This window comes from Lapidilactobacillus bayanensis (assembly GCF_003946695.1).
Classification (GTDB): Bacteria; Bacillota; Bacilli; order Lactobacillales; family Lactobacillaceae; genus Lapidilactobacillus; species Lapidilactobacillus bayanensis.
The window spans coordinates 1-25,698 of record NZ_RHOX01000012.1; the positions used below are offsets into that span (position 1 = coordinate 1).

Annotated in this window: 19 protein-coding genes; 16 read left to right on the forward strand and 3 right to left on the reverse strand. The window is 38.8% G+C overall.

What is annotated here, in order from left to right; translation table 11 throughout:
• From EKM65_RS05850 to EKM65_RS05860, 3 genes are all read right to left on the reverse strand, one after another.
• Positions 1–215, reverse strand: a 215-nt coding sequence (locus EKM65_RS05850; RefSeq protein WP_191987314.1) for a transposase, incomplete at its 3' end; no start/stop codon positions are given.
• Positions 216–271: 56 nt separating this feature from the next.
• On the reverse strand, positions 272–622 hold the full coding sequence (gene tnpB, locus EKM65_RS05855; protein WP_125606710.1) for an IS66 family insertion sequence element accessory protein TnpB: 351 nt from the start codon (positions 620–622) through the stop codon (positions 272–274).
• Complete coding sequence (locus EKM65_RS05860; protein WP_125606591.1) at positions 612–794, reverse strand: hypothetical protein; 183 nt, start codon at positions 792–794, stop codon at positions 612–614. The genes tnpB and EKM65_RS05860 overlap by 11 nt, the downstream gene beginning before the upstream one ends.
• A gap of 43 nt (positions 795–837) precedes the next feature.
• On the opposite strand from EKM65_RS05860, the gene EKM65_RS11390 reads away from it, so the two are divergent.
• From EKM65_RS11390 to EKM65_RS05935, 16 genes are all read left to right on the forward strand, one after another.
• Complete coding sequence (locus EKM65_RS11390) at positions 838–1,551, forward strand: hypothetical protein (protein ID WP_191987315.1); 714 nt, start codon at positions 838–840, stop codon at positions 1,549–1,551.
• A 242-nt stretch (positions 1,552–1,793) separates the two neighbouring features.
• Positions 1,794–2,687: a hypothetical protein gene (locus EKM65_RS11395; protein WP_191987316.1), complete on the forward strand. Its 894-nt coding sequence runs from the start codon at positions 1,794–1,796 to the stop codon at positions 2,685–2,687.
• A gap of 404 nt (positions 2,688–3,091) precedes the next feature.
• Positions 3,092–6,496, forward strand: coding sequence for a DEAD/DEAH box helicase (locus tag EKM65_RS05870; RefSeq protein WP_225420418.1), 3,405 nt, complete (start codon positions 3,092–3,094; stop codon positions 6,494–6,496).
• Between the two features lie 1,037 nt (positions 6,497–7,533).
• Complete coding sequence (gene abc-f, locus EKM65_RS05875) at positions 7,534–9,042, forward strand: ribosomal protection-like ABC-F family protein (protein ID WP_125606593.1); 1,509 nt, start codon at positions 7,534–7,536, stop codon at positions 9,040–9,042.
• Between the two features lie 260 nt (positions 9,043–9,302).
• Positions 9,303–11,327: a penicillin-binding protein PBP4(5) gene (gene pbp4, locus EKM65_RS05880; RefSeq protein ID WP_125606595.1), complete on the forward strand. Its 2,025-nt coding sequence runs from the start codon at positions 9,303–9,305 to the stop codon at positions 11,325–11,327.
• A 237-nt stretch (positions 11,328–11,564) separates the two neighbouring features.
• On the forward strand, positions 11,565–12,794 hold the full coding sequence (locus EKM65_RS05885) for a glycosyl hydrolase family 28 protein (RefSeq protein ID WP_125606597.1): 1,230 nt from the start codon (positions 11,565–11,567) through the stop codon (positions 12,792–12,794).
• 184 nt (positions 12,795–12,978) lie between these two features.
• On the forward strand, positions 12,979–14,250 hold the full coding sequence (gene rpoN, locus EKM65_RS05890) for an RNA polymerase factor sigma-54 (protein ID WP_125606599.1): 1,272 nt from the start codon (positions 12,979–12,981) through the stop codon (positions 14,248–14,250).
• Between the two features lie 14 nt (positions 14,251–14,264).
• Positions 14,265–16,883 (forward strand): sigma 54-interacting transcriptional regulator, encoded by a 2,619-nt coding sequence (locus tag EKM65_RS05895; RefSeq protein WP_125606601.1) that lies wholly within the window; start codon positions 14,265–14,267, stop codon positions 16,881–16,883.
• A gap of 203 nt (positions 16,884–17,086) precedes the next feature.
• Positions 17,087–17,509 carry a PTS sugar transporter subunit IIA gene (locus EKM65_RS05900; RefSeq protein ID WP_125606603.1) on the forward strand — a complete coding sequence of 141 codons (423 nt, stop codon included), beginning with the start codon at positions 17,087–17,089 and terminating at the stop codon, positions 17,507–17,509.
• A 16-nt stretch (positions 17,510–17,525) separates the two neighbouring features.
• Positions 17,526–18,638: a glycoside hydrolase family 88 protein gene (locus EKM65_RS05905; RefSeq protein WP_225420419.1), complete on the forward strand. Its 1,113-nt coding sequence runs from the start codon at positions 17,526–17,528 to the stop codon at positions 18,636–18,638.
• A gap of 174 nt (positions 18,639–18,812) precedes the next feature.
• Entirely contained in the window at positions 18,813–19,307 is a 495-nt protein-coding gene (locus EKM65_RS05910) for a PTS system mannose/fructose/N-acetylgalactosamine-transporter subunit IIB (protein ID WP_125606607.1), read from the forward strand.
• Positions 19,307–20,110: a PTS mannose/fructose/sorbose/N-acetylgalactosamine transporter subunit IIC gene (locus EKM65_RS05915; protein ID WP_125606609.1), complete on the forward strand. Its 804-nt coding sequence runs from the start codon at positions 19,307–19,309 to the stop codon at positions 20,108–20,110. Before EKM65_RS05910 ends, EKM65_RS05915 begins: the two co-directional genes overlap by 1 nt.
• Complete coding sequence (locus tag EKM65_RS05920) at positions 20,103–20,948, forward strand: PTS system mannose/fructose/sorbose family transporter subunit IID (protein ID WP_164506842.1); 846 nt, start codon at positions 20,103–20,105, stop codon at positions 20,946–20,948. The genes EKM65_RS05915 and EKM65_RS05920 overlap by 8 nt, the downstream gene beginning before the upstream one ends.
• 87 nt (positions 20,949–21,035) lie before the next feature.
• Positions 21,036–21,938 (forward strand): glycoside hydrolase family 43 protein, encoded by a 903-nt coding sequence (locus EKM65_RS05925; RefSeq protein WP_125606613.1) that lies wholly within the window; start codon positions 21,036–21,038, stop codon positions 21,936–21,938.
• 47 nt (positions 21,939–21,985) lie between these two features.
• Positions 21,986–23,563: a glycoside hydrolase family 43 protein gene (locus EKM65_RS05930; protein ID WP_125606615.1), complete on the forward strand. Its 1,578-nt coding sequence runs from the start codon at positions 21,986–21,988 to the stop codon at positions 23,561–23,563.
• 44 nt (positions 23,564–23,607) lie between these two features.
• Positions 23,608–25,686 carry a glycoside hydrolase family 36 protein gene (locus EKM65_RS05935; RefSeq protein ID WP_125606617.1) on the forward strand — a complete coding sequence of 693 codons (2,079 nt, stop codon included), beginning with the start codon at positions 23,608–23,610 and terminating at the stop codon, positions 25,684–25,686.
• Positions 25,687–25,698: the final 12 nt, after the last annotated feature.

Sequence of the window (25,698 nt, forward strand, 5' to 3'; positions counted from 1 at the left end):
TCTTCGCTTTGTTCCCCAGTTTGCTCTGGTTCCGTAAAAACGCTGTTGTCCTCCAAAAGAGATAGCTGATTAGGATCGACCATCTTTTCAGAATGAGAGCCATAGAGTTTTCGAGTTAGATAAGCGACCTGTTCACTAAGAATCTGAACTTGTTTGATTAGTTCAAGATTTTGAGCGAGAGCTTGTTTAAGCAGTTCATCGGTAGTTGCCATCAATATTGCCTTCATTCTGTTGTTATTGATATGAGTGTACCACTAATAAAACGCTTGCACTAGCCTTTTCTTGGAGGAATAGTTTGACGGACAGTAGATTCTAATCCCCAACCAGAAAGTAGGCGCTCAAGCTGTTTTACATGGAGCTTTTTAACCTCTTTTTGGTTAGTCGGCCATTGAAGACGACCGTCTTCAATCCGTTTATAAAGTAAGAGGAAACCATCTCCAGCCCAATATAAGGCTTTAAAACGATCCTTGCGTGTTCCACAGAATAGAAATAAGGAACGATTGTATGGATCAAGTTTGTACTCTTCTTTGATAACGGTGGCCAAACCATCGATGCCACGGCGTAAATCTGTTTTACCACAGATTAAGTAGATACCGCTGAGTTTGCGAACGTCAATGAGCATTGTCAAACACAGCTTTCATAAGTGCTTCAAGGACATAATTTTGAATTCGATTGTAGACAACAACTGTTTTATTGTCATCGATTCTCATTTGAAAAGCCTTTGTTGGTTGGTCTGAAAGCGAGTTGCGATCGCTGTCCAATTTAATTTGGACGATATCAGGTTTGTTTGCCATATAAAAAACACCTCACCATTTACTATGATGAGGTAATTTTACCTTGAATAAGTCGTGTTTCACAGCCGGTCGATTATTAACTGCTTACCTATTAAGTTTGAAAGAGTACGAACAAAGGCTAAAAATAATTATTACTGTTAGAGACTATGCGCTTTCAGGAATAGTTAATCAATTGAAGGCTTTTGAAACAAAAATAATAAAAACACCTTTAATGAACGATAAGCAGATTGAACTGTTGATCAAGAGCATAAATAAGATTTCTTCTAATAATCTTAGAGAAATAATAAAACTATCTCATAACAATCCACGAATAGCCGTAATTGCAGCTATTATGACGAAGGAACATGATTATGAATTTATTAATGATGGAAAAGAAGTATTAGGTAGTTACTATGATCAAATCATTAGGGAAAACACTCTTTCCGAAAATGAGAAGGTTAGTCTATTTATTTTAAGCTTTAAAAACAGATTGAATTTAACTGATCAGGAATCATTGAAAGAATTATTAAAATTTTTCAAAATTGATTTTGATAGTTTTTTACATTCGATAACCCAACTGCATGCTAAGGAATTATGTGATATTTTTCAGGATAAGGCAGCCAAAGTTAGCGATCAAAGCTTATCGGATTTTGTGATAATAGATTTTATTGTAAATAATAAAGTTTTTAAAGTAAGGGATTTTTTTATTGGCCTATTTCCTAAAAATGAAAAAGCAATTGTTGAAATGCTTGTGCGTATTAACGACTTTGAATCATAGATGCTTGGATAGATTACTTAACGAATGAGATAAAGTACGTTTATAATAAAATCATTGCTGACATTGATAAGGAACATTTTTTAATACAATATGGAACACTGATACCTATTGAAGCACTTGCCTATACGAATGAGAAGATACAATCTGCTAGTAATGTTGAGTATCAGATTTCACAGACAGAATTTGAAGAGAAAAAGAGAAACAGTCAAATCAATGATTCGATTATTAATATTCTTTGTTCATTGTCACACAGTGAAAAATTTAATAGTGCTGGTATCCTCCTTATTGAATACTTGAAAAAAAGACAGGATAAAATTTATGAAATTTTTTCAGCTATTAAATCTAACTTTGATATTGAAGATGGTTGGGGTTATTATTTAAAAAAAAGATTTAGTATTCTTGAAGTGTTTTCAAAACAAGAAAATATTAATAAGCTAATGGCTTTGCTAATTGTCAATATCCTTGATGAATTTCTAAAGTTTTCTGGAGAAAAAATTATTTCTAATGATCGGAATGTAGTAATTAACCATTATACATTAGCTGATGGTGATTATTTAATCGGACTTCACAGAAAAATATTTGACTTGCTTTTTAAGATTTACAATTTGAGATATGAAGAGGTTAATAATTGTATAGATAAACTATTATTTAATTATCCGGTTTATGAAGTAAAAAATGGTTTCACTAAAACTGTTAGTTCGGATCTGAAATGCATAGAAGAATTTTTTTTCAAGGACTCAAGTAAATTGAGTATTAGAGATGAAGTCATAATATTTGAATTGAGCTCAGAAGCAAAAAAACTAGAGTTACCGGCTTATTTATTTGCCAATTATAAGCTGTCAAAAAGTCAAGAAATTTATGTAACTTTTTCTTCTAACAGATTTTCTTATAACAAAAAAGAATTTAACTATGAAGAATATCAAAAACTAAGAATGAGAAAATTAATCGAAGTTTTTGATGAATACTCTGATGATTTATTGCAATTGTTCAATGTGTTTGCAAAATATCAAACAGATGCACTGTTAAATAAGCATAAAGTGGAGGAATCGTTATTATTTTTATATTCAAAATTATGTATTGACGATAAGGTAAAAATGTTGACGAGTTTGTTGAACAGTAAGTTTATGCTAAAATAAACAAAGTTAATCGTTGTCTAATAATATTGTAAAATATGAAAAGTATTTTTTTAATTTCAGAAATAAGTTTATTCGAATATTTATGGATTTATAGCATAATGATCCAGATAAGTTGCTCATCAAAAACGATGCGATTTGTCTGGGTTATTTTTATAAGGAAGGCTCTCACGAAATATTTAAATCTTTTTCATAAAGGAGTCGCGTTTGATTTGACAATTCAAAGTTAGGAAATATCATCTTATTATAATTGAATTTTATTTCAAAATAAAAACGACACACTTTGATTGATAATGCGTTAAGATTTACCGTCAACTAATTTAAGATTTAATAAACTAGTGTAAAATAAATACCAGTGAAACGCTGCTGGCCTAATGAAGAATATAAGGGATATGTGGAAGTAAACGATGGAAAAACGAGTAATGCCGATCAGAATCTGGAATCGGGGCGAGAAAATTGTCGATAACAATGCGGTTGAGATTCAGTATATTGACAATAATGAGCAGGAAGTTGACGCGATAGTTTATGGTACCGAAGCGTATGGCGTAACGGTTAACCAAAAAAACAGCCAACAGGATTTTTGTGAATGTCCGTATTTTCCTGATCGTGGTTATTGTAAACACATTGCTGCGGTGATCAAATTATTAAAGGCGCAAGGTCGACCAATTGATCGGCTGTTTGATCAGACAACTGATGATCTTGATTTTGCAACGGAATTTGGTAAAGATTATTTATTAATTTCGGAAAATTTTGAAGAAGCACTTCGTGAACATCCTAATCGCGCAAGAGAAGTTTATGCTAATAAAGAGCTGTATAATCAATTACGGACTGACCCCACTTCATGGGAGGCTTTTTTTGCTAAACAATCGGCTCAAGAAACAACATCTGAATTGCAGTCGCAGATGATGCAGGCTAGCCGTGAACGACAGCCACGAGCTAGCGGCGAATATTTTCTTAACCAGATTGATTTGCCTGAGCAGCATTATTTCAAATCATTAGCTGAGACAAATTCGGATACTGATGCGGCACTTTGTTTAGAAGTGACGCTGGTGATTAGTAAGGTTGTGGATACTTGGCACTATTTGACGGCCAAGCAGTTGTTTATTAAACTGCGAATTGCCGCTGCTGATGATCAAAAATTTTACGTTGTCAGTAATATTGATCAGTTCTTAGAAGCATATATTATCGGGGGCGTTTATCAGACCGGTGGGAAACGCACTTTTCGGCTGTCCGCTAATGCCTTTACACCAGCAGAACAGGCGTTACTTGATTTTTTAAAGGGGGCGGAACCGGATGTTCAAAACATCAAACATGGTGCTAATCCTCATAAATATTTTATGTTATCGCAATATGAGCTTGAGCACACGTTTGCTTTATTAACGGCCGTACCAAATTTTATTTTTCAACCAGATGAACAGTCGGAGGAGACTTACGCGACTGTCGAGCTAAAACCGTATACAGCTGAAGCTGGCCTGCTCACTGGTGAAATCGTTGCGAATAAGTTTGGTTATGATTTTACGCTTGAATCACATTATACAAATTTTATTGATACAAATTTATTATTTGTTCGCAACAACACCCTTTATCGGGCAACGGATAAACAATTTCAGCTAATTTCCCAAGTTATTAATAGTTATCATGATGTTGTGCGTGAATATTCAATTGATAACGTGCTGCATTTTCCGGTTGGTAGTGAGACGCAGCTCAGTACTTTTGCGAAGCTGTTTCAGCAAATCGGGCTACTTAAGTTTCCCGCACAACTAGCTAGTGTATCAATGATTCCGCATTTTGATCTTGATAAAAACAAGCAGACGTTAGAACTCAGCTTGGCTTTCGAGTATCATGGCGAGCTGGTCGATAGTAACGCAGTCGCTCAGATGTCGGCACAGACGCGTAATTTAGATATGGAAGAGCAAGCGTTCGACTACTTACGCAGCCTGGATTTTCATAGAGCTGGTCATTTATGGGTCAAAAAATTTGCACTGGCGGGGGATCTATACCGCTTCTTTATTCAAGAGTTGCCTAATTTACGGGACAACGGGGTCGTTACCATGTCACCGGAACTAGAAGGAATGTTGCGTGATTCAGCTGAATTAGCACCAGAGATTGCGGTCAGTGAAGCAGATGGTTTCTTGGCGATCAACTTCTCTTTTAACGGAATCGGCGAAAAAGAAGTCGATTATGTTTTGGCACAATTAGATGTAGAGCGACCATTTATTGAGCAACCCGATGGATCAATCGTCATTGTCGATGATGAGTTGAAAAAGGTTTCCGCTGCTTTGGCTAAAGTCAGGGCACAAGGTAAATTTAAAAATGGGCAAATGAAAGTCCATGCCTCACAAGCGCTAGCAATTCAGGCCGCTTTAGGTGACACGGCCAATTTTGATCAAAAATTTAAACAATTGACGACTGATTTAGCACACCCGGAAAAATTCAAAGTGGCGTTTAATCGACCAATCAATGCGCAACTACGTCCATATCAAAAAGTCGGAGTTAAGTGGCTGGAAATGCTGGATTCCTATAACTTCGGCGGTATTCTGGCAGATGAAATGGGCTTGGGTAAAACATTGCAGATGATTACGTTTTTAAATAATCATTTGGCCAGTGACAAGGTCAATCTGGTGGTTTCGCCGGCATCACTGATCTATAATTGGCGGGAAGAATTTGCTAAGTTTGCGCCGGAGATTGAAGTGGCCGTGGTTGATGGCAGCAAAGCCAATCGTTGTCAGCTGATTAAAACGAGTACGGCGGCGGTTCTAATCACGAGTTACAACAGCGCGCGGTTAGATGTCGATGATTATCAACAACGTGACTTGAACTATCTCGTGCTTGATGAAGCGCAGTACGTTAAGAACGGCAGCACTAAAACTAATCAGAATCTACGCAAATTAACGCCGAAAAATATTTTTGCATTATCGGGCACGCCGATTGAAAACCGTGCTGAAGAGCTATGGGCAATCTTTGCCTTAGTGATGCCGGGGTTGTTACCAAATAAGAAGGCGTTCAATAAGTTATCGGCTGATCAGATTGCGATCCGGGTCAAACCATTTATCTTACGACGTGAGAAAGCGACCGTGCTCAAGGATCTGCCGCCAAAGGTTGAATCTAATTTATCCAATGAAATGACGAAGGAACAAAAGACGGTTTATTTGGCACAACTGAAGCAAATGCAGATTAAGATCCAAGGGATGTCCAGCGAAAACTTTGTTAAAAATAAAATTGCTATTTTGGCTGGTTTGACGCGCTTGCGGCAAATTTGCGACACACCAGCCTTATATATGGAAGATTATCAAGATGGCTCCGGTAAGTTAGAGCAGTTGAACGAGATTTTGCGTCAGGCCCAAGATAATCAACATCGCGTGCTGATCTTTTCGCAGTTCACGAGCATGCTGAATATTATCGAGGCCGAGTTAGCCAAGCAAGACATCACCACATTTATGTTGCAAGGCAATACGAAGCCGAAAGAACGTCTGGCCATGGTTGATGCATTCAATGTCGGTGAAAAGTCTGTTTTCTTGATTTCGCTGAAGGCTGGCGGGACCGGTTTGAATTTAACCGGTGCCGACACGGTGATCTTAGTTGATCTCTGGTGGAATCCAGCGGTTGAAGATCAGGCTACAGCGCGGGCGCACCGAATCGGGCAAAAGAAAAAGGTAGAAGTCTATCGCCTGATTACTAAAGGTACGATTGAGGAGCAAATTTACAAGTTACAAGAAAAGAAACGTAACTTCGTCGATCAAGTGTTGAGTGGTACTGAGAATAAAGGCTCGTTGACCGAAGAAGAGGTTCGATTGATTTTGGGTATTGAATAAGTAAGAGTGGTGCTGGTCAAGCCGATCAGCACTATTTTTAACGTAATTTTGTTGGTAATAAATAATAATGGAAACCATCTCTCTATGTATAGCAAAATTTACGAAAGTGACCGAATTTTTAAAGTTCGGTTCTTTAAAATTTATGAGCTTATAAATACTTGCTAATTTAATCGTCTCATGATAATCTAATGGCATCATTTAAAATTATATTGAGAAAGAAGTGTTCCGGTTGCGCTTTTAATCTTGCAAATTAAGCATAGTTGAATAGATGTCTCTTTAAGGACGTGTTTTTGAGGCAAACTATGCACTTTTGACAAGATTAAATGTAGACTAGAACCCTTCTTTTTTGTATCTGAAATTATCTCCATAACAAAAGAAGGGCGTCTATACTTGGCGAAAGTGTGGACGCTATTTTTGTGTTTTGAAAAAAGTGCGAAACGCAACTGGGTGTCGTGTATTTAAGCGTGAATCTTGCTGCGTTGGCACGCAGTAATCTTTCCGTTTAAATACAAACACCCAACCCGTTGGCTTTCGCACTTGGATTTAAAATGTGCTACGAAGCAACTGGCGGAAGTGAATTTAAGCGTGAATCTCCTTGCGTTAACACGCAATGATCTTCCCGTTTAAATTCATACCGCCAATCCGTTGCTTCTTCGCACTCTGATTTGAAACGTGTTCAAGCCAACTGGGTGTCGTGTATTTAAGCGTGAATCTTGCTGCGTTGGCACGCATCAATCTTCCCGTTTAAATACAAACACCCAACCCGTTGGCTTTCGCACTCTGATTTGAAACGTGCTGCGAAAGTCTGACAACTCCGCTTAAGTCAGCAATAAATAAGTTCAAAATACGAACTTTTTCATTGCTTTCTTAATGCTCGTTGTCAACCCGACTTTCTTCGCACTCTGATTTTCGAAACGTGCTCAAGCCAACTGGGTGTCGTGTATTTAAGCGTGAATCTTGCTGCGTTGGCACGCATCAATCTTCCCGTTTAAATACAAACACCCAACCCGTTGGCTTTCGCACTTGGAGGTGATTTTATGGGTAGTATTAAAATTGTCAATCTTTCTTTTCGATATGATGACGCGGGTCTTAATATTTTTAATCACTTGAATTTAGATCTGGATTCTTCGTGGAAATTGGGATTGGTTGGTCGTAACGGTCGGGGCAAAACGACTTTTCTCAATTTACTAAGAAAAAGACTGCAAGGATTGGGTCAGATTCAAACACAGTTAAACTTTTCATATTTTCCTATTGAAATAAATAATTCGGAAAATATGACACTATATGAACTGCAAAGTCAGGTTAGTTTTGAGCAATGGGAGCTTGAACGGGAACTTAATTTACTGAACGTTGATGTGAATTTACTTTGGCAACCTTTCAAGACGTTAAGTGGTGGTGAACAAACCAAGGTTTTACTAGCTTTGTCTTTTATCGATCAGAATTCGTTTCCCTTGATCGATGAACCAACCAATCATTTGGATGTGAGTAGTCGTGATCAGATTGCCCAGTATTTAGCAAAGCACGATCGTGGTTATATTGTGGTTAGTCATGACCGCGACTTTCTAAATCAAGTGACCGATCATATCTTGGCGATTGAGAACACTGAAATTCATTTATACCAAGGGAATTATGCCGCCTATGAAGCAACGAAAAACAACCGTGACGCTTTTAATGCTGAAAAGAATCAAAAATTAAAAGGTCAGATTAAAAGTTTGCAACAAAAGAGCACTCAATTTCGTAATTGGTCCGACAATATTGAAGCGTCGAAATATGATGGCAAGAAAACACAAGCTATTATTAATCGACGCGCACAAATCAATAAGGCCGCGGTAGGTCATGCTGCGGAAAAAATGATGAGAAAAGCGCTAAACGTTGAACACCGTCTAGATCGACAGGTTGAAGCAAAAAAGGCGTTAATGACCAATATCGAAGCGATGCCCGATTTAACGATGAATTTTAAGCCTGACTACCATCATGTCTTACTTGAAACCAAACATTTTTCGCTGCAAATTCAGGATAAAAAATTATTTCATGATTTAAATTTGCAAATTAAAAATCACGCTATTGTGTCACTTGAAGGGAAAAATGGCTCGGGCAAGTCAACTTTTTTGAAAATGTTATTAGGTCAGTTTGATCACGTTAACTATCAGGGTAAATTTGAATTAGCCAATGGGGTACAAATTTCATATCTTCCTCAAAACTTTGTCGAATATACGGGTACGCTGAGTCAATTTGCAGAAAAGCAGCAAATTTCTTATGAGGCACTGCTTAATAATTTAAAGAAAATGGGTTTTCCCAGAGCTAGTTTCACGACCAAAATAGAGGAAATGAGTATGGGACAACAAAAACGTGTCGCGTTGGCAAAATCGTTAGTTGAACCTGCAGCCCTGTATTTGTGGGACGAACCGGCCAACTATCTCGATGTTTTTAACCAAGATCAATTGATTAAGTTGTTAAAAGAAATCCAACCGGCGATGTTGTTGATTGAACATGATCAATACTTTATTCAACAAGTTGCGAGTCAGAGAATTCAATTGCAGAGATAATATTAATGGTGTGGCGTTGATGCTATTTTTATGATATGAATTTGGTGTTTTTAAACCTGATTAAGCTCGTGAAGTAAGTGGGACAATAAATTAACTGCAGTGTGGGCGAGTGTTCATTAATCATAAATTTATCAATTAAACTTTTCAGATTGAAAGATAGGGTTCATAATGAAGCAAGCAATATTTGAGGGCGTTAGTTTGTTACCACGTCTTAGTACGGCGTTATGAACGATAAAAAAGAAGTTAGGAAGACTCTCATCATGGAAAGACATATCCGCACTAAAAAATCGCCGAAGAAACTACTCTTGATTATTATTGGCTTCATTATTTTATTAATCGCCGGATTTTTTGGCGTGCGTGCCTATCAGGCCAGTCAGCTTAAGCAGCTAGAACAAGCAACGGTCAAAAGTTTTGTCACCAGTTTACAAAAGGGGAAGTATCGCGAGGCTGCGCGCAATTTATCGGCTGGTTCGCTTAAGCAAAGTAACGTCTCCCAAAAACAAGTTGCGGAAAAATATCAAGCGATTTTTCCGTGGATTGGTGCTTCAGATATTAAAGTAACCGACTTAAAGGTTACAAAGAAAGATGGTAAAAATCATTTCTCGTATCAATTGTCTTTAACCACGGGGTTGGGTCGACTTAAGCCGCAGAAATATTCTGGGACGCTCTCTAACGATGGTCGAAAAATTAATTGGGCGCCTAATTTAATTTTTCCAGGCATGGTCAGCAAAGATAAAGTGACCTATTCTGTCACGTCAGCAACGCGTGGCGAAATCCTGGATCGTAATGGACAGGGTCTGGCAATTAATGGAACGGTTCATCAATTGGGAATCGTTCCGGGAAATTTGGGCACAGGCGCGGAACGCACGGCGAAGATTGCAGCAATTGCCAAAAGTTTGGCTCTAACTGTCAAAAGTGTTAAGAGCGCACTTGCCCAAACTTGGGTTCAAGATGACTTCTTCGTGCCATTAAAAACCACGGTCGACGCACCGACCACTGTACCAGATGGCTTGGTGGTGAAAGCAGTCACAGGAAGGACGTATCCGTTAAAAGAAGCCGCGGCACAATTAATTGGGTATGTTAGCAAAGTAACAGCCGATGATCTTAAGAAAAACACTGCGTTGACGAGCGATAGTATAATTGGTCGCAGCGGATTAGAAATGGCCTTAGATAAACGGTTGCGCGGTAAAGATGGCGGTTCGTTGATCATTGTTGATAATAAGGGGGCAGAGAAGAAGGTCCTGCAGAAAGTAGCTAAGAAAGACGGGGCGGATGTTAAATTAACCATCGATAGTCAAGCACAAAAAATTGCGTATGCAAGTCTAAAGAATTATCCCGGTGCTAGCGTGGTCATGGCTCCCAAGACTGGCGATTTGCTCGTCGCCGCAAGTTCGCCAAGTTTTGATCCGAATAAAATGACTAACGGCATCACTCAAGCCGACTATGATGCTTACAACAATGACAAGAATCAACCGTTCATTAGTCGTTTCGCCACTGGTTACGCACCCGGGTCAACTTTTAAAACTGTGACGGCAGCAATTGGGCTGGATGTCGGGACATTGAATTCTGACAAGGCACTCACCATCAATGGTCTGGAATGGCAGAAGAATAGTTCCTGGGGTTCTTACCATGTGACTAGACTAACTGATATTAGTTCGGTTAATCTAAAAACAGCTCTCGTTCATTCTGACAACATTTACATGGCTCAACAGACTTTAAAGATGGGTGAAAAAACCTTTAGGGCTGGCCTGAACAAATTTATTTTCGGGAAGAAACTTAATTTACCAATGACGATGAGTCGAGCACAAATTTCAAATAAAAGTAGTTTTAATTCAGAAATTTTGTTGGCTGATACTGGCTACGGACAGGGCGAGTTGCTGTTAAATCTGATTCAACAGATTACCACCTACTCAGTCTTTCCCAATAATGGCACGTTAGTCTATCCAAAATTATTGGCTGCTCAAAATTTGAAAACTAAAAAGGATGTTGTCAAAGCCGGTTCTGCTGAACAAATTACCAGTGACATGCAGTCAGTCGTTAGTGATGTAGGTGGAACGGCCCACAGTTTAGCCGCATTGAATATTCCGTTAGCCGCCAAAACAGGAACCGCTGAAATCAAACAAAAGCAAAACGAACAAGGCCAAGACAATAGCTTTTTGTACGCTTTTGACGCAGCAAAACGAAATTACTCACTCATTGAATTCCTCGAAAACAAACCTAAAAACACGTCTGCAACTAATCTCTCCCAAGACTTGTTGCGTTATTTACAACAGACCTATCAATAAAAAGCTGGCCGTTAGCTCGATAAAGGTGGGGTGTAAACTAGATTGGCATTGAACTCAATCTAGTTTGCACTCCACCTTTTTGTTTTAGTAAATTTGGCGCGACTTTTTTAAGCAGGTGTAAAGACCATAGATTAAAGTACTGGCATTGTTTTTGCTTCAATAAATGAGGGTGCGACCGGTGCGATAGAACGATGTGGGGCGCACTATTTTGAGGTGTATTTTGGAGGTTGCTAGAAAATGACGAATAGATTTAATGTTGGCGATTATGGCGCGGTTGCTAATTCTAATGCTATCCAAACAGAAGCGTTTCAGCACTGTATCAATGCTTGTCGCGATGCTGGTGGTGGCGAAGTTATCGTTCCAACTGGCGCTTATATTATTGGGAGTATTCAGTTGTTTTCCAATATTTCACTTATTCTCCAGAAAAGTGTCCATTTAATTGCAAGCTTAGATTTGAAAGATTACAGTGATTTTGGTCTTAAATCAACAATTGCCTATTATGACGATCCCGATTATGTCAAACTTTGGCATTTACCGCGACACTATTTTCAGGCGTTGATTGTCGCCCATCATGCTGAAAACATTCAGATCATTGGCGCTAACGATGCTTTAATTGATGGTCGTAATTTGCAGAATCCTGAAGGTGAGGAGGGATTTCGTGGACCAATGACAATTGTCATGTCACAAGTCAAGCGGCTAACTTTATCGGGGTATCGCGTCAAAAATGCCGCGAATTGGTCGCATTGTTTGGATGATTGTCAAGATCTTAATATTTCACGAATTGCAATTATTGCTGGCCATGATGGTTTTAATTTACATCACTCCCAAGCAATTAGAATTTCTGAATGCAAGTTTGCGACTGGTGATGATTGCTTGGCCGGTTATGATATTCATGATTTATTGGTGGACCATTGTTATTTCAATACGGCTTGCAATGTGACCCGCATTGGCGGAACCAATCTTAAAATTGAACATTCGCAAATTACTGGCCCCGGAGAATATCCGCACCTTTCTAAAGGGACGTTTACCACACACGCCTTGTTTAAATACTATGCCATCAACGCGGACGCTAGGCAAGATATCAGTGATCAAATTGAGTTTAATGATTGCGAAATTTCACAATTGAATCGTTTATTAGACTATCAATATCAAGCAACCATAATGCAATCCGGACCAGAATTAAAGTTACTGCGTTTTGTCGACAGTCGTATTCGCGACATTCAACAAACCTCTTTGTTCAAGAGCCAGGGTGTAAAAACAACCTTATATTTTGCCAGGACAACCTTCGATGTTGATTTACCAATTTTACTGGCCATTGATGCAGGCGTCACAGTTATCTTTGACCAGTGTCAATTTGTCAAAGCAACCCAGATTCAATTGGCCGACGGTACAAAGTATAAATTAGCAGGTCGAGTTACAAAAAAATTTAAAAATAATTTTGTCAGCAATGAGTCTTCACAATTCTAGTGTTTAAAAAATAGACTGTTATTTAATCAAGTCTAAAGCAGGACCTAAAAACAAAAGGGTGCATTAGTGTTTAATACCATAAACACTAATGCACCCTTTTTGACTAAACACTAGCTTGATATTTTTAAAAGTCATGCTAAATTAGTAGTGGTAGAGCGTTTTCATTAAAGCGGAGGTAAACAAAATGTTAGGTCAGGGACTTGTCCAGTCGCAAACACAACGACTAAATTTGACACAATCATTACAGCAATCAATTCAGCTACTGCAATTCGATGTGGAAGAGCTGGATAAATATTTGGATGAGGCGGCTTTAAATAATCCCTTTTTAGTTGTCCATCAAAAGACTCGACCATTGGCCACACAAGTCGATTTCTTTGAGCAATTACCCGCGCCGAAAAAGTATTCTTTAGTCGATTACGTTCAAGAACAACTCACGATGAATTGGCATGATACACGGTTGCGCAAAATGCTCTGGACGTTATCTGAATCGCTAACTGAGAAGGGTTATTTAATTGCACAACCAGCAGAATTGTTAAAAGAGTATCAGCCAACTCAATTAGAAATTGCTGATTGTTTGACTTTATTTAGTCAACTTGATCCGCCGGGATTAGGAGCAAGAAATTTGCAGGAGTCCTTAACTTTACAATTGGCGCGTTGCCCTGACAAAAAGATCGCCTTGCAATTAGTTCAACATTATTATGATAATTTTATTTGTCATCGCTGGTCCAAAATTGTGGCGCGCACACAATTATCAGAAAGTGATATTCAAACCGCTTTTGATCAACTTAAAACGTTATCGCCGTATCCTGCTTATGGATTCTCTGATAGCACAATTACTTATGTACGGCCGAGCTTGATTGTTTATGAAGAACAAGGGTGTTTGAAATTAACATTAGGTTCTGGTGAACAAGACGGTGTTGGCTTTGCCCAATCAGATTATGACCAATATCAATGTGCTGCAACGAAAGAAGTTGAGACTTATTTGCATATGCAACTAGCCGATTTTCATTTCTTGGCCAATAGTTTAGCTCACCGGCGCAGGACAATTTTACGAATTGGTCAGGTAATTTTGCAGCGGCAAACCAATTTTTTTGAAACGCAAGGGCGGGCCCAAATCAAGCCTTTGTTATTACAAGAGGTGGCGCAACAATTGAATGTTCATCCTTCAACGATTAGTCGGGCGATTCGGGGTAAATATTTACAAACGTCATTCGGTAATTATGCGCTCAAACAGTTTTTCGGTCGGTCGTTGCCGCAGCAACAAGAAATCTCAACCAATGATGTTAAAAAGGTGTTAGCTCGATTGATTCAAGAGGAAGATGCCAAGAATCCATATACGGATCGACAACTTGTTGAGTTATTGAAGGATAAGGGCTTTGTAATCGCCAGAAGAACCGTCGCCAAATATCGCGAACAATTAGGATTTCTAAAAGCAAAACAACGACAACGAATTTAATCCGGAGGTAAAAAATGTCAGATAAATTAAATTCTGTAGAAAAAGTTTACGTAGCCTTACAAGAATTAGCTAAGACACAATCGAGTATCTCGACGAGTGATCTAGCAGAAGTCTTGCAGTTAAGCCGTTCGGTTACCAGCCATTACCTCGCGCAGTTACTGAAAGAAAAAAAGGTCAGTAAAACAGATGGTCGTCCGGTGAAGTGGTATTTAAGTGCAGATTCAATTGTTCGTCAACAACCCCTGCGTTCTTTGCATGCGTTTACTAATTTAATTGGTGTGAATGGCAGTCAGCGTTCAGTGGTGGAGAAATGTATTGCTGCAGTCAAATATCCTGGTAATGGTTTAAATGTTGTTATTACCGGCAATAGTGGTGTTGGCAAGAGTTTTTTGGCCCAACTAATTGCCCAGTATGCTCGTGATACTAAAGTGATTGCTAGCGATGCGCCGTTTGAAGTTCTTAATTGTGCCGACTACGCCAACAATCCGGAATTACTGTCCTCAATTCTTTTTGGATACGTCAAAGGTGCTTTTACTGGTGCTAATAAAGATCATCTCGGTCTATTAACGCGTGCCGATGGTGGCTATTTATTTTTAGATGAAATTCATCGACTATCTGGAGAAAATCAGGAAAAGTTATTTACCTTTATGGATAGCGGGAAGTTTCGCGCGATTGGTGACAATCAACACGATCAAACGGCTAAAGTCCGGATGATCTTCGCGACAACTGAGGATCCCCAAGTATCGCTGTTAGATACGTTTAATCGCCGTGTTCCGATTACGATTCACTTACAAGATTATGCTAAGCGCCCATTGGATGAACGACTTGAGTTTATCAAGGTTTTGTTTATGCAAGAGGCCAAAAAATTAACCAGTGCTATCCAAGTTGATGCAGAAGCCGTCTCCTATTTAGTGCAGTTAGATCCGGTCGGCAACATTGGCAAAATTAAAAATCTGATTAAAGTTGCCTGTGCTAAAACATATGCCAATTCTAATAAAGAGCAGTTATTAAAAATTCATTGTGATAGTTTCGACTCATTTACGGCGACAAAGTCAAATCAGACTGAGAAATTGGCTGTTGGGGCAATGTTATTAGATCCTGCAGATAAAATTCAGACGGCGGTAATTTATAATAGTAAAGTTTTTGAACAGCAAGTGCGCGCAGTAATTGCTGAGTTACCAGAGAATAATAATGGCCTCCAAAACGTCTTGCAAACATCAGCATTTAATTATGTTACAGAGCAGATAACCCCGCTACATTATTTGCATCAACGCTTGTTTAACAAAGTTCTGGTCACAAAATTTGGTGTTCGCGGACTACAAAGTTATGAACCGATTTTCTTTAACTTGTATCAACATAAGGTCACTTTATCAAAGCAGACAATGATTGAATTGAGCGGCAAGATTAATCATGGTGCATCACGGGCTCAACATATTGCGCAAGCATTTTATACGCAGTTACCGATTTTAGAGCGCAGCAGTCAACAGTTGTTACAGATTTTATTGACGCTTTGCTTAACGGATGAGGTTGATGAAACAATTCCGACGCGAGTTTTGATGATTGCCCATGGGAGCTCAATGGCAACGAGTATTCAATCAGTTGTCAACCAGCTGTGTGGCACTTATTTGGTTGATGCGTTAGACATGCCGATTGACACGACAATTAACGAGATTGTCACGAAGAGTAAGCAGTTAATCGATTCTTTTGATACGACGAAAGGTTTAATTCTGATGATCGATATGGGTTCGTTAAGCCAATTATATCGACAGATCAAAAACAAAATTGATGGTGATTTATTAGTCATCAACAATTTGACGACGGCGACAGCCTTAGATATTGCACTCAAAGTTCAACAAAAGATGGCCTTTAACAAGATTGCCGAGCATGCCAGTACGGAATATTCAATCTCGACCCAATATTTTGAAGGCTTTGCTGAGAATCAAAACATCGTCATCTCTTGTATGTCTGGTTTGGGCATCTCTGAAAAGCTGAAAGATATTTTTGAAGAATATCTCGACAAAAACGTTAGTATCATTACGATGGATTTCGCTAAATTGCACGAAAATGTGACCGATAATGATATGGCCGAATTTCAATCAACTTTAATTGTGATTACGACCACGAATCTGCCGGGCTCATTTGAGATTCCCAATATCAATATTTATGACTTATTAGATGCTGCTGGTCAGGTCAAACTGGAATCGGTCCTTAAGAAATATGTTGATAAAAAGACCTTTGATGCGTTGTATAACCAGTTGGTCCGTTTCTTATCAATTGAAGGCGTGACTGAACGACTATCGTTTTTGAATCCCAAAGTTATTATTCAAGAAGTTGAAACTGTCATTTTTAAATTCGAGAACTATTATCACATTAAAATTGCTGGGAAATATAAATTAAATCTCTATATGCACATTTCGTTGATGGTGGAACGGTTGATGACCGGGATGGGGTCAAGTTCTAGTAGCTATCAGATTAAGAATAATAGTAAAGATATGGTAGACTTTTTCACCCTCGCGAAGGGTATCTTACGACCATTAGAAATTAAATATAATATTCAAATCGATGATTATGAACTATCATTGCTTTACGAATTGTTTAAAGTCGTCATCGCCGAAAGCAAACAGGCTGATTAATCAAGCACGTTTTGATGAAAATGCTGATATAAAGCCAATGGCACACGCTTTGCTTTTTATAATGTTGTGGAGCTTGAAAAACGTGGCCCTGTTTCAATTTCGTGAATTACGCCAAAGTTGAATGGACACCGCCACGAACATCAAAGTTTCTAGCGGCTTTTGCTAAGAAACAATCTTTAAAAGTGAGATAGGGGAAATATTAGATGCAGAAATTACTGATTGCCACACACGGTCATATGGCCAGTGGTATCAAAAGTTCAATCCAGATTTTGACTGGATTACAGGATCAGGTTGTCGCGCTAGACGCTTACGTTGACGATGTTGACTATCGCCAAGGAATCAAAGAATTTATCGATCAAGCACATGGCCAACCTTGTGTTATTTTGACAGATATTGTTGGTGGGAGTGTGGCGCAAGCAGCAATCGTTTTGAGTAAAGGAAAAAAGAATGTTTTTATTGTTTGTGGTGTGAATTTACCGATTGTTTTGTCACTGTTAATGAACACGCAGGTAATTACTGAATCGTTAATTACTCAATTAATTAATGATTCCCAAGTACAATTATTAGAATTGAACACAGAGAATAACGACAATACGTGTGCAAGCGAAGATTTTTTCAATGCCTAAATTAGGAGGATTAATTGTGGATACAACGGAGTGGGCAACATCAATATTTAAAAAGTTAGATCAAAAGCTAGACGTTGAGGCAACGCGTCTAGAAGATAAAATTCCATATATACCTGAGAATGGTCATTACATCGATATGGGTAAGCAAGATATCACCTGGTGGACGAATGGTTTTTGGTCCGGAATGATGTGGTTAATGTATCACGCGACTGGCAAGGAGATTTATCGAAAAACGGCCGAAGCCAATGAATCAAGATTGGACGCGGCGTTTAATCAATATACAGGTTTACATCACGATGTCGGTTTTATGTGGCGACTATCAGCGGTTGCTGACTATCAGCTAACTGGCAATGAGCGTTCAAAAGCACGTGGCATGCATGCTGCTGATTTATTAGCTGGCCGTTATAATCCTCGCGGCAAATACTTACGCTCTTGGAATCGTGATCGCGCCGGCTGGGTTATTGTTGACAGTATGTTGAATATTCCGTTACTTTACTGGGCTCGTGACACAATCAATGATCCCCGGTTTGGCTATATTGCTGAAGATCACGCCGATACCGTCATGAATAATATTGTTCGACCTGATGGTTCAGTTAATCATATTGCTATCTTTGATCCAACCAATGGCGAGTTGTTGGAGACACCCGGTGGCCAGGGTTATGAATCTGGTTCGTCTTGGTCGCGTGGACAGGCATGGGCTTTATATGGTTTTGCACTTAGCTATGCACATACACAGAAGCAGAAATATCTTGACACTGCTAAACGCGTGGCAAATTACTTCATTGCCAATGTCGCCCAAAATAATTATGACACATTGGTAGATTTCCGTGCTCCGGAAAAACCAATCTTAATCGATAGTTCTGCGGGTGCTTGTGCTGCATGTGGCTTATTAGAAATTGCCAAACAGGTTCCTGAATTTGAAAAATCATTATATTTAAATGCAGCGGTTGAAATATTAAAAAATATCGAAGCAAAATATACAAATTGGGACTTAGGTGTGGACGGTATTATTGGACATGGAACACCCGCTTATCATGATGCTAAGTTGGAAGTCCCACTGATTTATTCTGATTTCTATTTCACTGAAGCAATCTTACGTCTTTTAAAAAAGGACTTTTTAATCTGGTGATTGTTTAAACAATCCTTTCTTCCTGAGTTTTATAACCGATTTGATTGGGGTGGCACACTTATTGCTTTATATATTACTGTCTGAAAGAAATCATTTTGGAAAAAAGGAGGACAGTAATAGTAATACAAATCAATCAGCATTTATAACATTTATTATTTTTTTGGAGGTACAACTATGATTGAAATGATTCGTGTTGATGATCGCTTAATTCATGGTCAAGTTGCTTTACTATGGTCTAAGGAATTACAGTTGAATAGAATTATTGTAGCAAATGATAATGCTGCAAAAAGTGAGATTCAAAAAAATGCACTTTTGCTTGCTGCACCCACCGGAATCAAAGTTGCGGTTGTTCCCGTAACTAAAGCGATTCAATTGGCGAATGATCCACGTTCTAAGAGTTTGAAAATATTGTTAATCGTTAATAATATTAAAGACTTTCATCAACTTGTTGAAAACGTTGAAGAATCACCGAAACTCGATATCGCTAATTATGGGCGTATGGCTGGGGATCTTAAGACTAAAAAGAAGTTGACCGAAACGGTTTACCTAACTGATGAAGAAATTAAGTTGGTTAAGGATCTTAATCAAAGAAACAGTAATTTAGTGTATCAACCGTTACCTAACGATAATCCAACGAAGTTTGTCACATTAATGGAGGCTGAAAAATAATGCTATTATATCAAGCGTTCGCTGTCGGCTTAGTCATGGCATTTGCTAAGTTTATTAACGCATATGGATCATTCGCACAATTAATGCCATTTATATCATATATTTTACTCGCACTACTCTTGGGTGAAAGTCCAACAGAAGCATTGATTTTGGGAGCAGCTGTAGAATTGGCATTTTACGGCGTTATGCAAATTGGTGCTGTTTTGCCACAGGATACAGCAGTGGGTGGATTACTTGGTGTTGCATTTGCATTAATGCTACATCAGAAACCAGCTGTGGCCGTTACGTTAGCCGTTCCAATTTCAATGTTGGCCGTTGTTGTATGGAATCTTTTAAAATTTTGGTTTACTGCCAATGTCGAATTATTTGATAAATATATTGATCAACGAAATATTAAAAAATTTAATCGTTTGTGGTGGATTCAAGTAGGCGTTTATGAATTAGCCTATTTCTCGTTAGCATTCTTCGCTATTCTACTTGGTACCGCTGGCGTTAAAGCATTTGTTACAAGTATCCCACCTACATTCTTAACCGCCTTAACCGTAGCCGCCGGAATGTTGCCTGCTGTTGGTATGGGAATGCTTTTGAAATTCGTCTGGAATATTTCGTTCTTACCATTCTTTATTGCAGGTTTTGTTTTCGCCGCATATTTAAAGCTTCCAATTATGGGAGTTAGTATTTTAGGTGTTGCTTTTGGATTAGTGATGTTCTTTATTGATCGTGAAATCAATACTGTTAAGAAGAATAAGGCAACTACTATTCAAAGTTCTGGTAATGATGAGGAGGACTTTTTCAATGACTAAAACTACTGAAAAAAATAATGTAACGTTGACGAACCATGAAAAGAAACTAACCAAAAAATTGTTTTGGCGTAATATGTTTTTAGGCTTTAACATGAGCTATACACGTCAACAAGGTGTTGCGTGGGATTGGGTACATCAACCAGTTTATCGTGAAATATATAAAAATGATGAAGATAAGTATTGGGAAGCAATGAAGCGAAATTTGGAGTTCTTCAATACGACGCCTAATATGGTTGGTACAGTATCAGGCTTAGCCGTTTCAATGGAAGAGGAAAATGCTAAGGCTTCTGAAGGATCATTTGACACAGCCGGTATTAGTGGTATGAAAATTGGTTTAATGGGGCCATTAGCTGGCATTGGCGATACTTTCTTCTCAGGTGTTTGGGGATTAATTATTATGGGTATTGCAATTAGTTTTGCGAAGAAAGGCAATCTTGTGGTTGCCGCCTTACCATTAATCGCATTACTTCCTAACCTCTTAATCCGCTGGTACGGTCAAAAATATGGTTATAAATTAGGCAGTAAGTACATTCAAAAAGCCGTTCAAGATGGCATCATGACAATGTTTACAAAGGCTTCTTCTATTGTTGGTGTTACAGTAGTCGGCGGAATGATTGCAACGTTGGTTAAGTTCCCAATCGTTTATAAAACAAAAATTAATGGCACTGTTTTTGAACTACAAAAAGTTCTCGATCAAATATTACCAAATATGATGCCGCTAGCATTAGCAATTGTTTGCTTCGTGTTATTACGGAAAAACGTAAGTCCAGTGAAGGTATTACTCGGTGTGGTTGTTCTCGGCTTTGCATTAACTTTCTTGGGAATTACTGGTGCCTAATTAATTCTCTATGAATTAATAACTTACAAATAAGCAAATCAAAACTGGACAAGATTTTGTCCAGTTTTTTTAAAAGGAGTAACAGTTATGAATCAGAACGGTGCGAAGTGGCTCGACGACGTTGGAAATCCGATTCAAGCACATGGTGGAATGATTTTAAAGACTCAGCATAAATATTATTGGTATGGTGAAAATAAAAACGTTAAGAATTTGCCTGGGACATCGCGGGTTCCCTTTGTTGGTATCTCCTGTTATTCCTCAGTTAATTTAGTGGATTGGCATGACGAAGGATTAGTGTTAACCACCGAGTCTGATTCTACCGGTACTTTGGAAGAAATGAGTATTGTAGAGCGGCCAAAAGTTATTTTTAATACCAAAACTCAAAAGTTCGTTATGTGGACCCATTATGATAATAAGGAATATAGCTATGCGGGTTGTTGTGTTGCGGTTGCGAGTTCTGCAACCGGTCCATTTAATGTTGTCCGTATTTTTAAACCGAATTTACAGGATTGTCGTGACTTGACATTATTTGAAGAAAATCAGAAGGCATATTTAATTGCCAGTTCAGATGGTAATAAAACGCTGAGAGTAATAGAACTTACCGCTGACTATACAGACGTCACAACAAGTTCATACAAGCTTTTCATTGATCAAGAACGAGAAGCACCAACGGTTTTCCACGTTAGAGATTGGTATTTTACGATTACTTCTGGATGTACTGGTTGGAGACCGAATCCAGCACTCTTTTCTCGAAGTCATTCATTATTCACTGGACAGAAGTTAATTGATAATCCTTGTCGAGGAAGTCATTCTGAGACAACTTATTCTGGACAACCAACATATATTTTTGAGGTGAATAACAAATTCTATTTAATGCTAGATCACTGGAACCCAAAGTCCTTGCGTGATTCAGGATATAGTATTTTACCGATAGATATTAACAATCGGGACTTGAGAATTTCATGGCAACAGGAATTACCTAATTTTTGAGATGTGTAATTAGGCGGTAAAACACCAATCGATTAAGGAGCTTCAATATGAAAATCAAAAATCCAATCTTACGTGGTTTTAATCCGGATCCTAGTATTGTCAAGGTGGGGTCGGATTACTATTTAGCAACGTCCACTTTTGAATGGTGGCCTGGAATTGAAATTTACCATTCGACCGATTTGGTTAATTGGGATTTGATCAGTGAACCATTAGATAATCCGGCATTATGTGATTTGCGAGGTGTTTATAATTCGGGTTGTATTTGGGCACCACATTTGAGTTATGCCGATGGTAAATTCTGGTTAATTTATACGATTGTTAAATCAGGAACGGCCTTCAAGGATACTTTAAATTATGTCATGACTAGTGATGAAATTACTGGTCCTTGGTGTAAACCAGTTTTTGTGACTGCCAGTGGTTTCGATCCGGCCTTATTTCATGACGACGATGGCAAACATTATTTTATGAGTATGCTATTTGATCAGCGCTTGGATCATCCTGGTTTTAGCGGTGTGGTCATGCAGGAGTTTGATGCGAATAAAATGACGTTAATTGGTGAACGACAACACTTCTATGAGGGTACTAAACTAGGCGTTTGTGAGGGACCGCAGATTCTTAAAAAGGACGGTTGGTATTACTTGCTCTGTGCGGCCGGTGGCACTGGTTATAGTCATGCTTCGACAGTGGCGCGCAGTCGAAATGTTTGGGGGCCTTACGAGAACTCACCTTTTCAACCACTCATCTCGACTAAGTTTGATCCCCTTAATGACTTACAAAAAAGTGGTCATGCTTGCTTTGTTAAAGTGACCAATCAAGAATGGTACATTGTCCATTTATGTTCGCGTCCATTAACTGAACGTGGTTATTGTGTGCTCGGGCGCGAAACAGCATTACAACTACTAATTTGGACGAAAGACGGTTGGCCAAGATTAGCTAACGAAACGACGTCGCCAAAGACTGAAATCGAAGCACCAAGTCTCTTTACTGATAAACAAAGGCTCAATAATTCAACTTACTGTGATTTTAACGCGCCTCAATTACCAAACTATTTTAAAACTTTGCGAACACCTCTTGGCCAGCGCGGTTCATTAACGAAGCATCCGGGTTATTTGCGTTTATATGGTAACGAAAGCCTCTCTAGTTTGCATGAACAAACCTTAATTGCGCGTCGTTGGCAGACGTTCGCTTTCCGTAGTGAAACAGAAATGATTTTTGCACCGACAAACTTCCAACAAGTCGCTGGCTTGATTCTTTTCTATGATTCAGATAATTGGTGTTACCTGTTTTGTTCATACGATCAGGAACAAAAATCAAGTTACTTGCAAGTCGAACAGGCAGAAGTTGGTAAATTTAGTTATCTATCAGAACCGATCTATTTACCAAATACCACGATCAAATTAGCCGTTAATGTTGATCATGCAAAGGGCCAGTTTACTTATGCAACTGCCGATTCTGATTGGCAAACCATTGGGACCAAATTTCATGCAGATCATTTGAGCGATGATTTTATTAAAGCAAATGGTAAGCTCGCGTTTACTGGGGCGATGGTTGGGCTTTGTGCACAGGATTTTGATGCACATCGGTCATATGCGGATTTTGATTATTTCTCTTATCAAGAGAAATGACTCAGCAAGACAATCATATAGAGCAAAATAATTGGAGATAAAAAATGGAACTTTTAAATCAATATCAATTCGGTGATATGCTGGTCTGTTATTATTTGACGCCAACTCAAAATGTTGAGTGGGTGATCATTCCTGCGGACATGGCCGCAAAATTAACATTGCCTCACAAACAAAAATATGATGCGCTCATTCAAGTGAAGTTGGTCGGTGACGATTACCCTAAAGGTTTCGTCACCGGAACCAGTATGCGTAATAGCCAGTCAACACGCAGTTTAAAGTTTAGTGAACAAAATAGTAAAACCTTCGGCAATGTGACACAAGTGTTGACGACGCTAACGGATCAACACCAACATTTGTTTAAACACTATGTGGCATATGATGCAGCTTATCAAACTCTCAAAACGTATACGGAAGTTGACAATCAATCAGATCAACCTATCAAGTTGGAACTATTAAGTAGTTTTTCAATGAGTAATTTAAGTCCCTTCAATTCAAAAAACAGTCCCGGCAATTTATTGATCACTAGATTTCGAAGTAAATGGGCGCAAGAGGGGCGGCTTGCGCAAAATCTAATTGAAGACTTTCAGTTGGAACCTTCTTGGAAACCGTCAGGAGCTGGTGTTGAAAAATATGGTCAGCGTGGTTCAATGCCAGTACGAGGTTATTTCCCTAATGCGTTTGTAACCGATCAAAAACAAGCAGTCACTTGGGGATTCCAATTAGCACAACCTAATTCTTGGCAGATTGAACTCTATCGAATTGACGAGGATTTATGTTTAGCAGGTGGTTTGGCAGATCGTGATTTTGGTCATTGGCTAAAAACAGTGCCGCAAAACGACTCATTTCAAACGCCTGCTGCCTATTTAACGGTTGCACATGGTGATTATCATCAGGCTGCTCATCGCTTAGTTAGTTATCAGCAGCGAGCCTTAAGCGCGCGTCATCACGTTGAAGAAACAGAATTCCCAGTAAGTTTTAACGAGTTTTGTACAACTTGGGGTAATCCTTCAGAACAAAGTATTTTAGAACAGTTGGCGGTTCTCAAGAACAAAGGCATTCACTATTATATTATTGATGCCGGTTGGTATGCAGATCCTAAATTAGGTTGGGAAAAGAAAATGGGGGATTGGCAATTAAGTACAGCATTATTCCCACATGGTTTGAAAACTGTTGCAGAAACGATTCGTGCTGCCGGTATGATTCCCGGTATTTGGTTTGAGTTTGAAACGGTTGGGCGTGATGCCACAGTCTTCAAGGCAACTGATCATCTACTGAAACGTGATGGCTTGCCCCTTACCGTTGGCGATCGTCGCTTTTGGGATATGAATGATCCTTGGACAATCGACTATTTGCAAAAAGAAGTGATTGACTTTTTACGTGAGAATGAGATTGGCTATTTAAAAATCGATTATAATGAAAACTTTGGAATCGGTTGTGACAATGGGGATTCGTTGGGTGAAGGCGCACGTCAAGCACTTGCTGGCAGTCAAAATTTTATTCGCCGTATTCATGAACAATTACCGGATTTGATTATTGAGAACTGTTCGTCTGGTGGTCATCGAATGGAGCCATCATCAATGGCCTTAGCAGATATCAATTCAATTTCTGATGATCATGAGTCATTGTGTAATCCCATTGTTTCAGCCAATTTTCTAGATTTTTCTTTACCGCAGACCAATTCAATTTGGGCGGTTATTCGGCACGAAGATGATCTTGATCGCTTGTTTTATTCGTTATGTAGTACGTTTTTGGGACGTTTATGTTTGTCAGGTGATATCACGAATCTTCGCGAAGACCAAGCTCAAGTCATTGAAGCGGCGTTGGTGTTCTATCAACAAGTCATCCCGTTCCTTAAAACTAATAATTTCGAACGTTTCGGTAAGCCTGTGTTGTCGTATACGCACCCAACTGGTGAGCAGGCACTTGTTTTTAAGGACGGACAACGTTGTTTAATTGTGGCTCATGGCTTTGCCAGCAGTAAGTCGCTTACAATTCAATTACCTGCAGCGATGACGATTCAGAGCCAGTTTGGCTGTACTGATGCGGTCAAGGTAATGAATCAGACTGTCCATGTTAATTTTGCCCACGATTATCAAGCAGTTGCCCTTATTTTGAATGTTTGATTTGTTAAATTG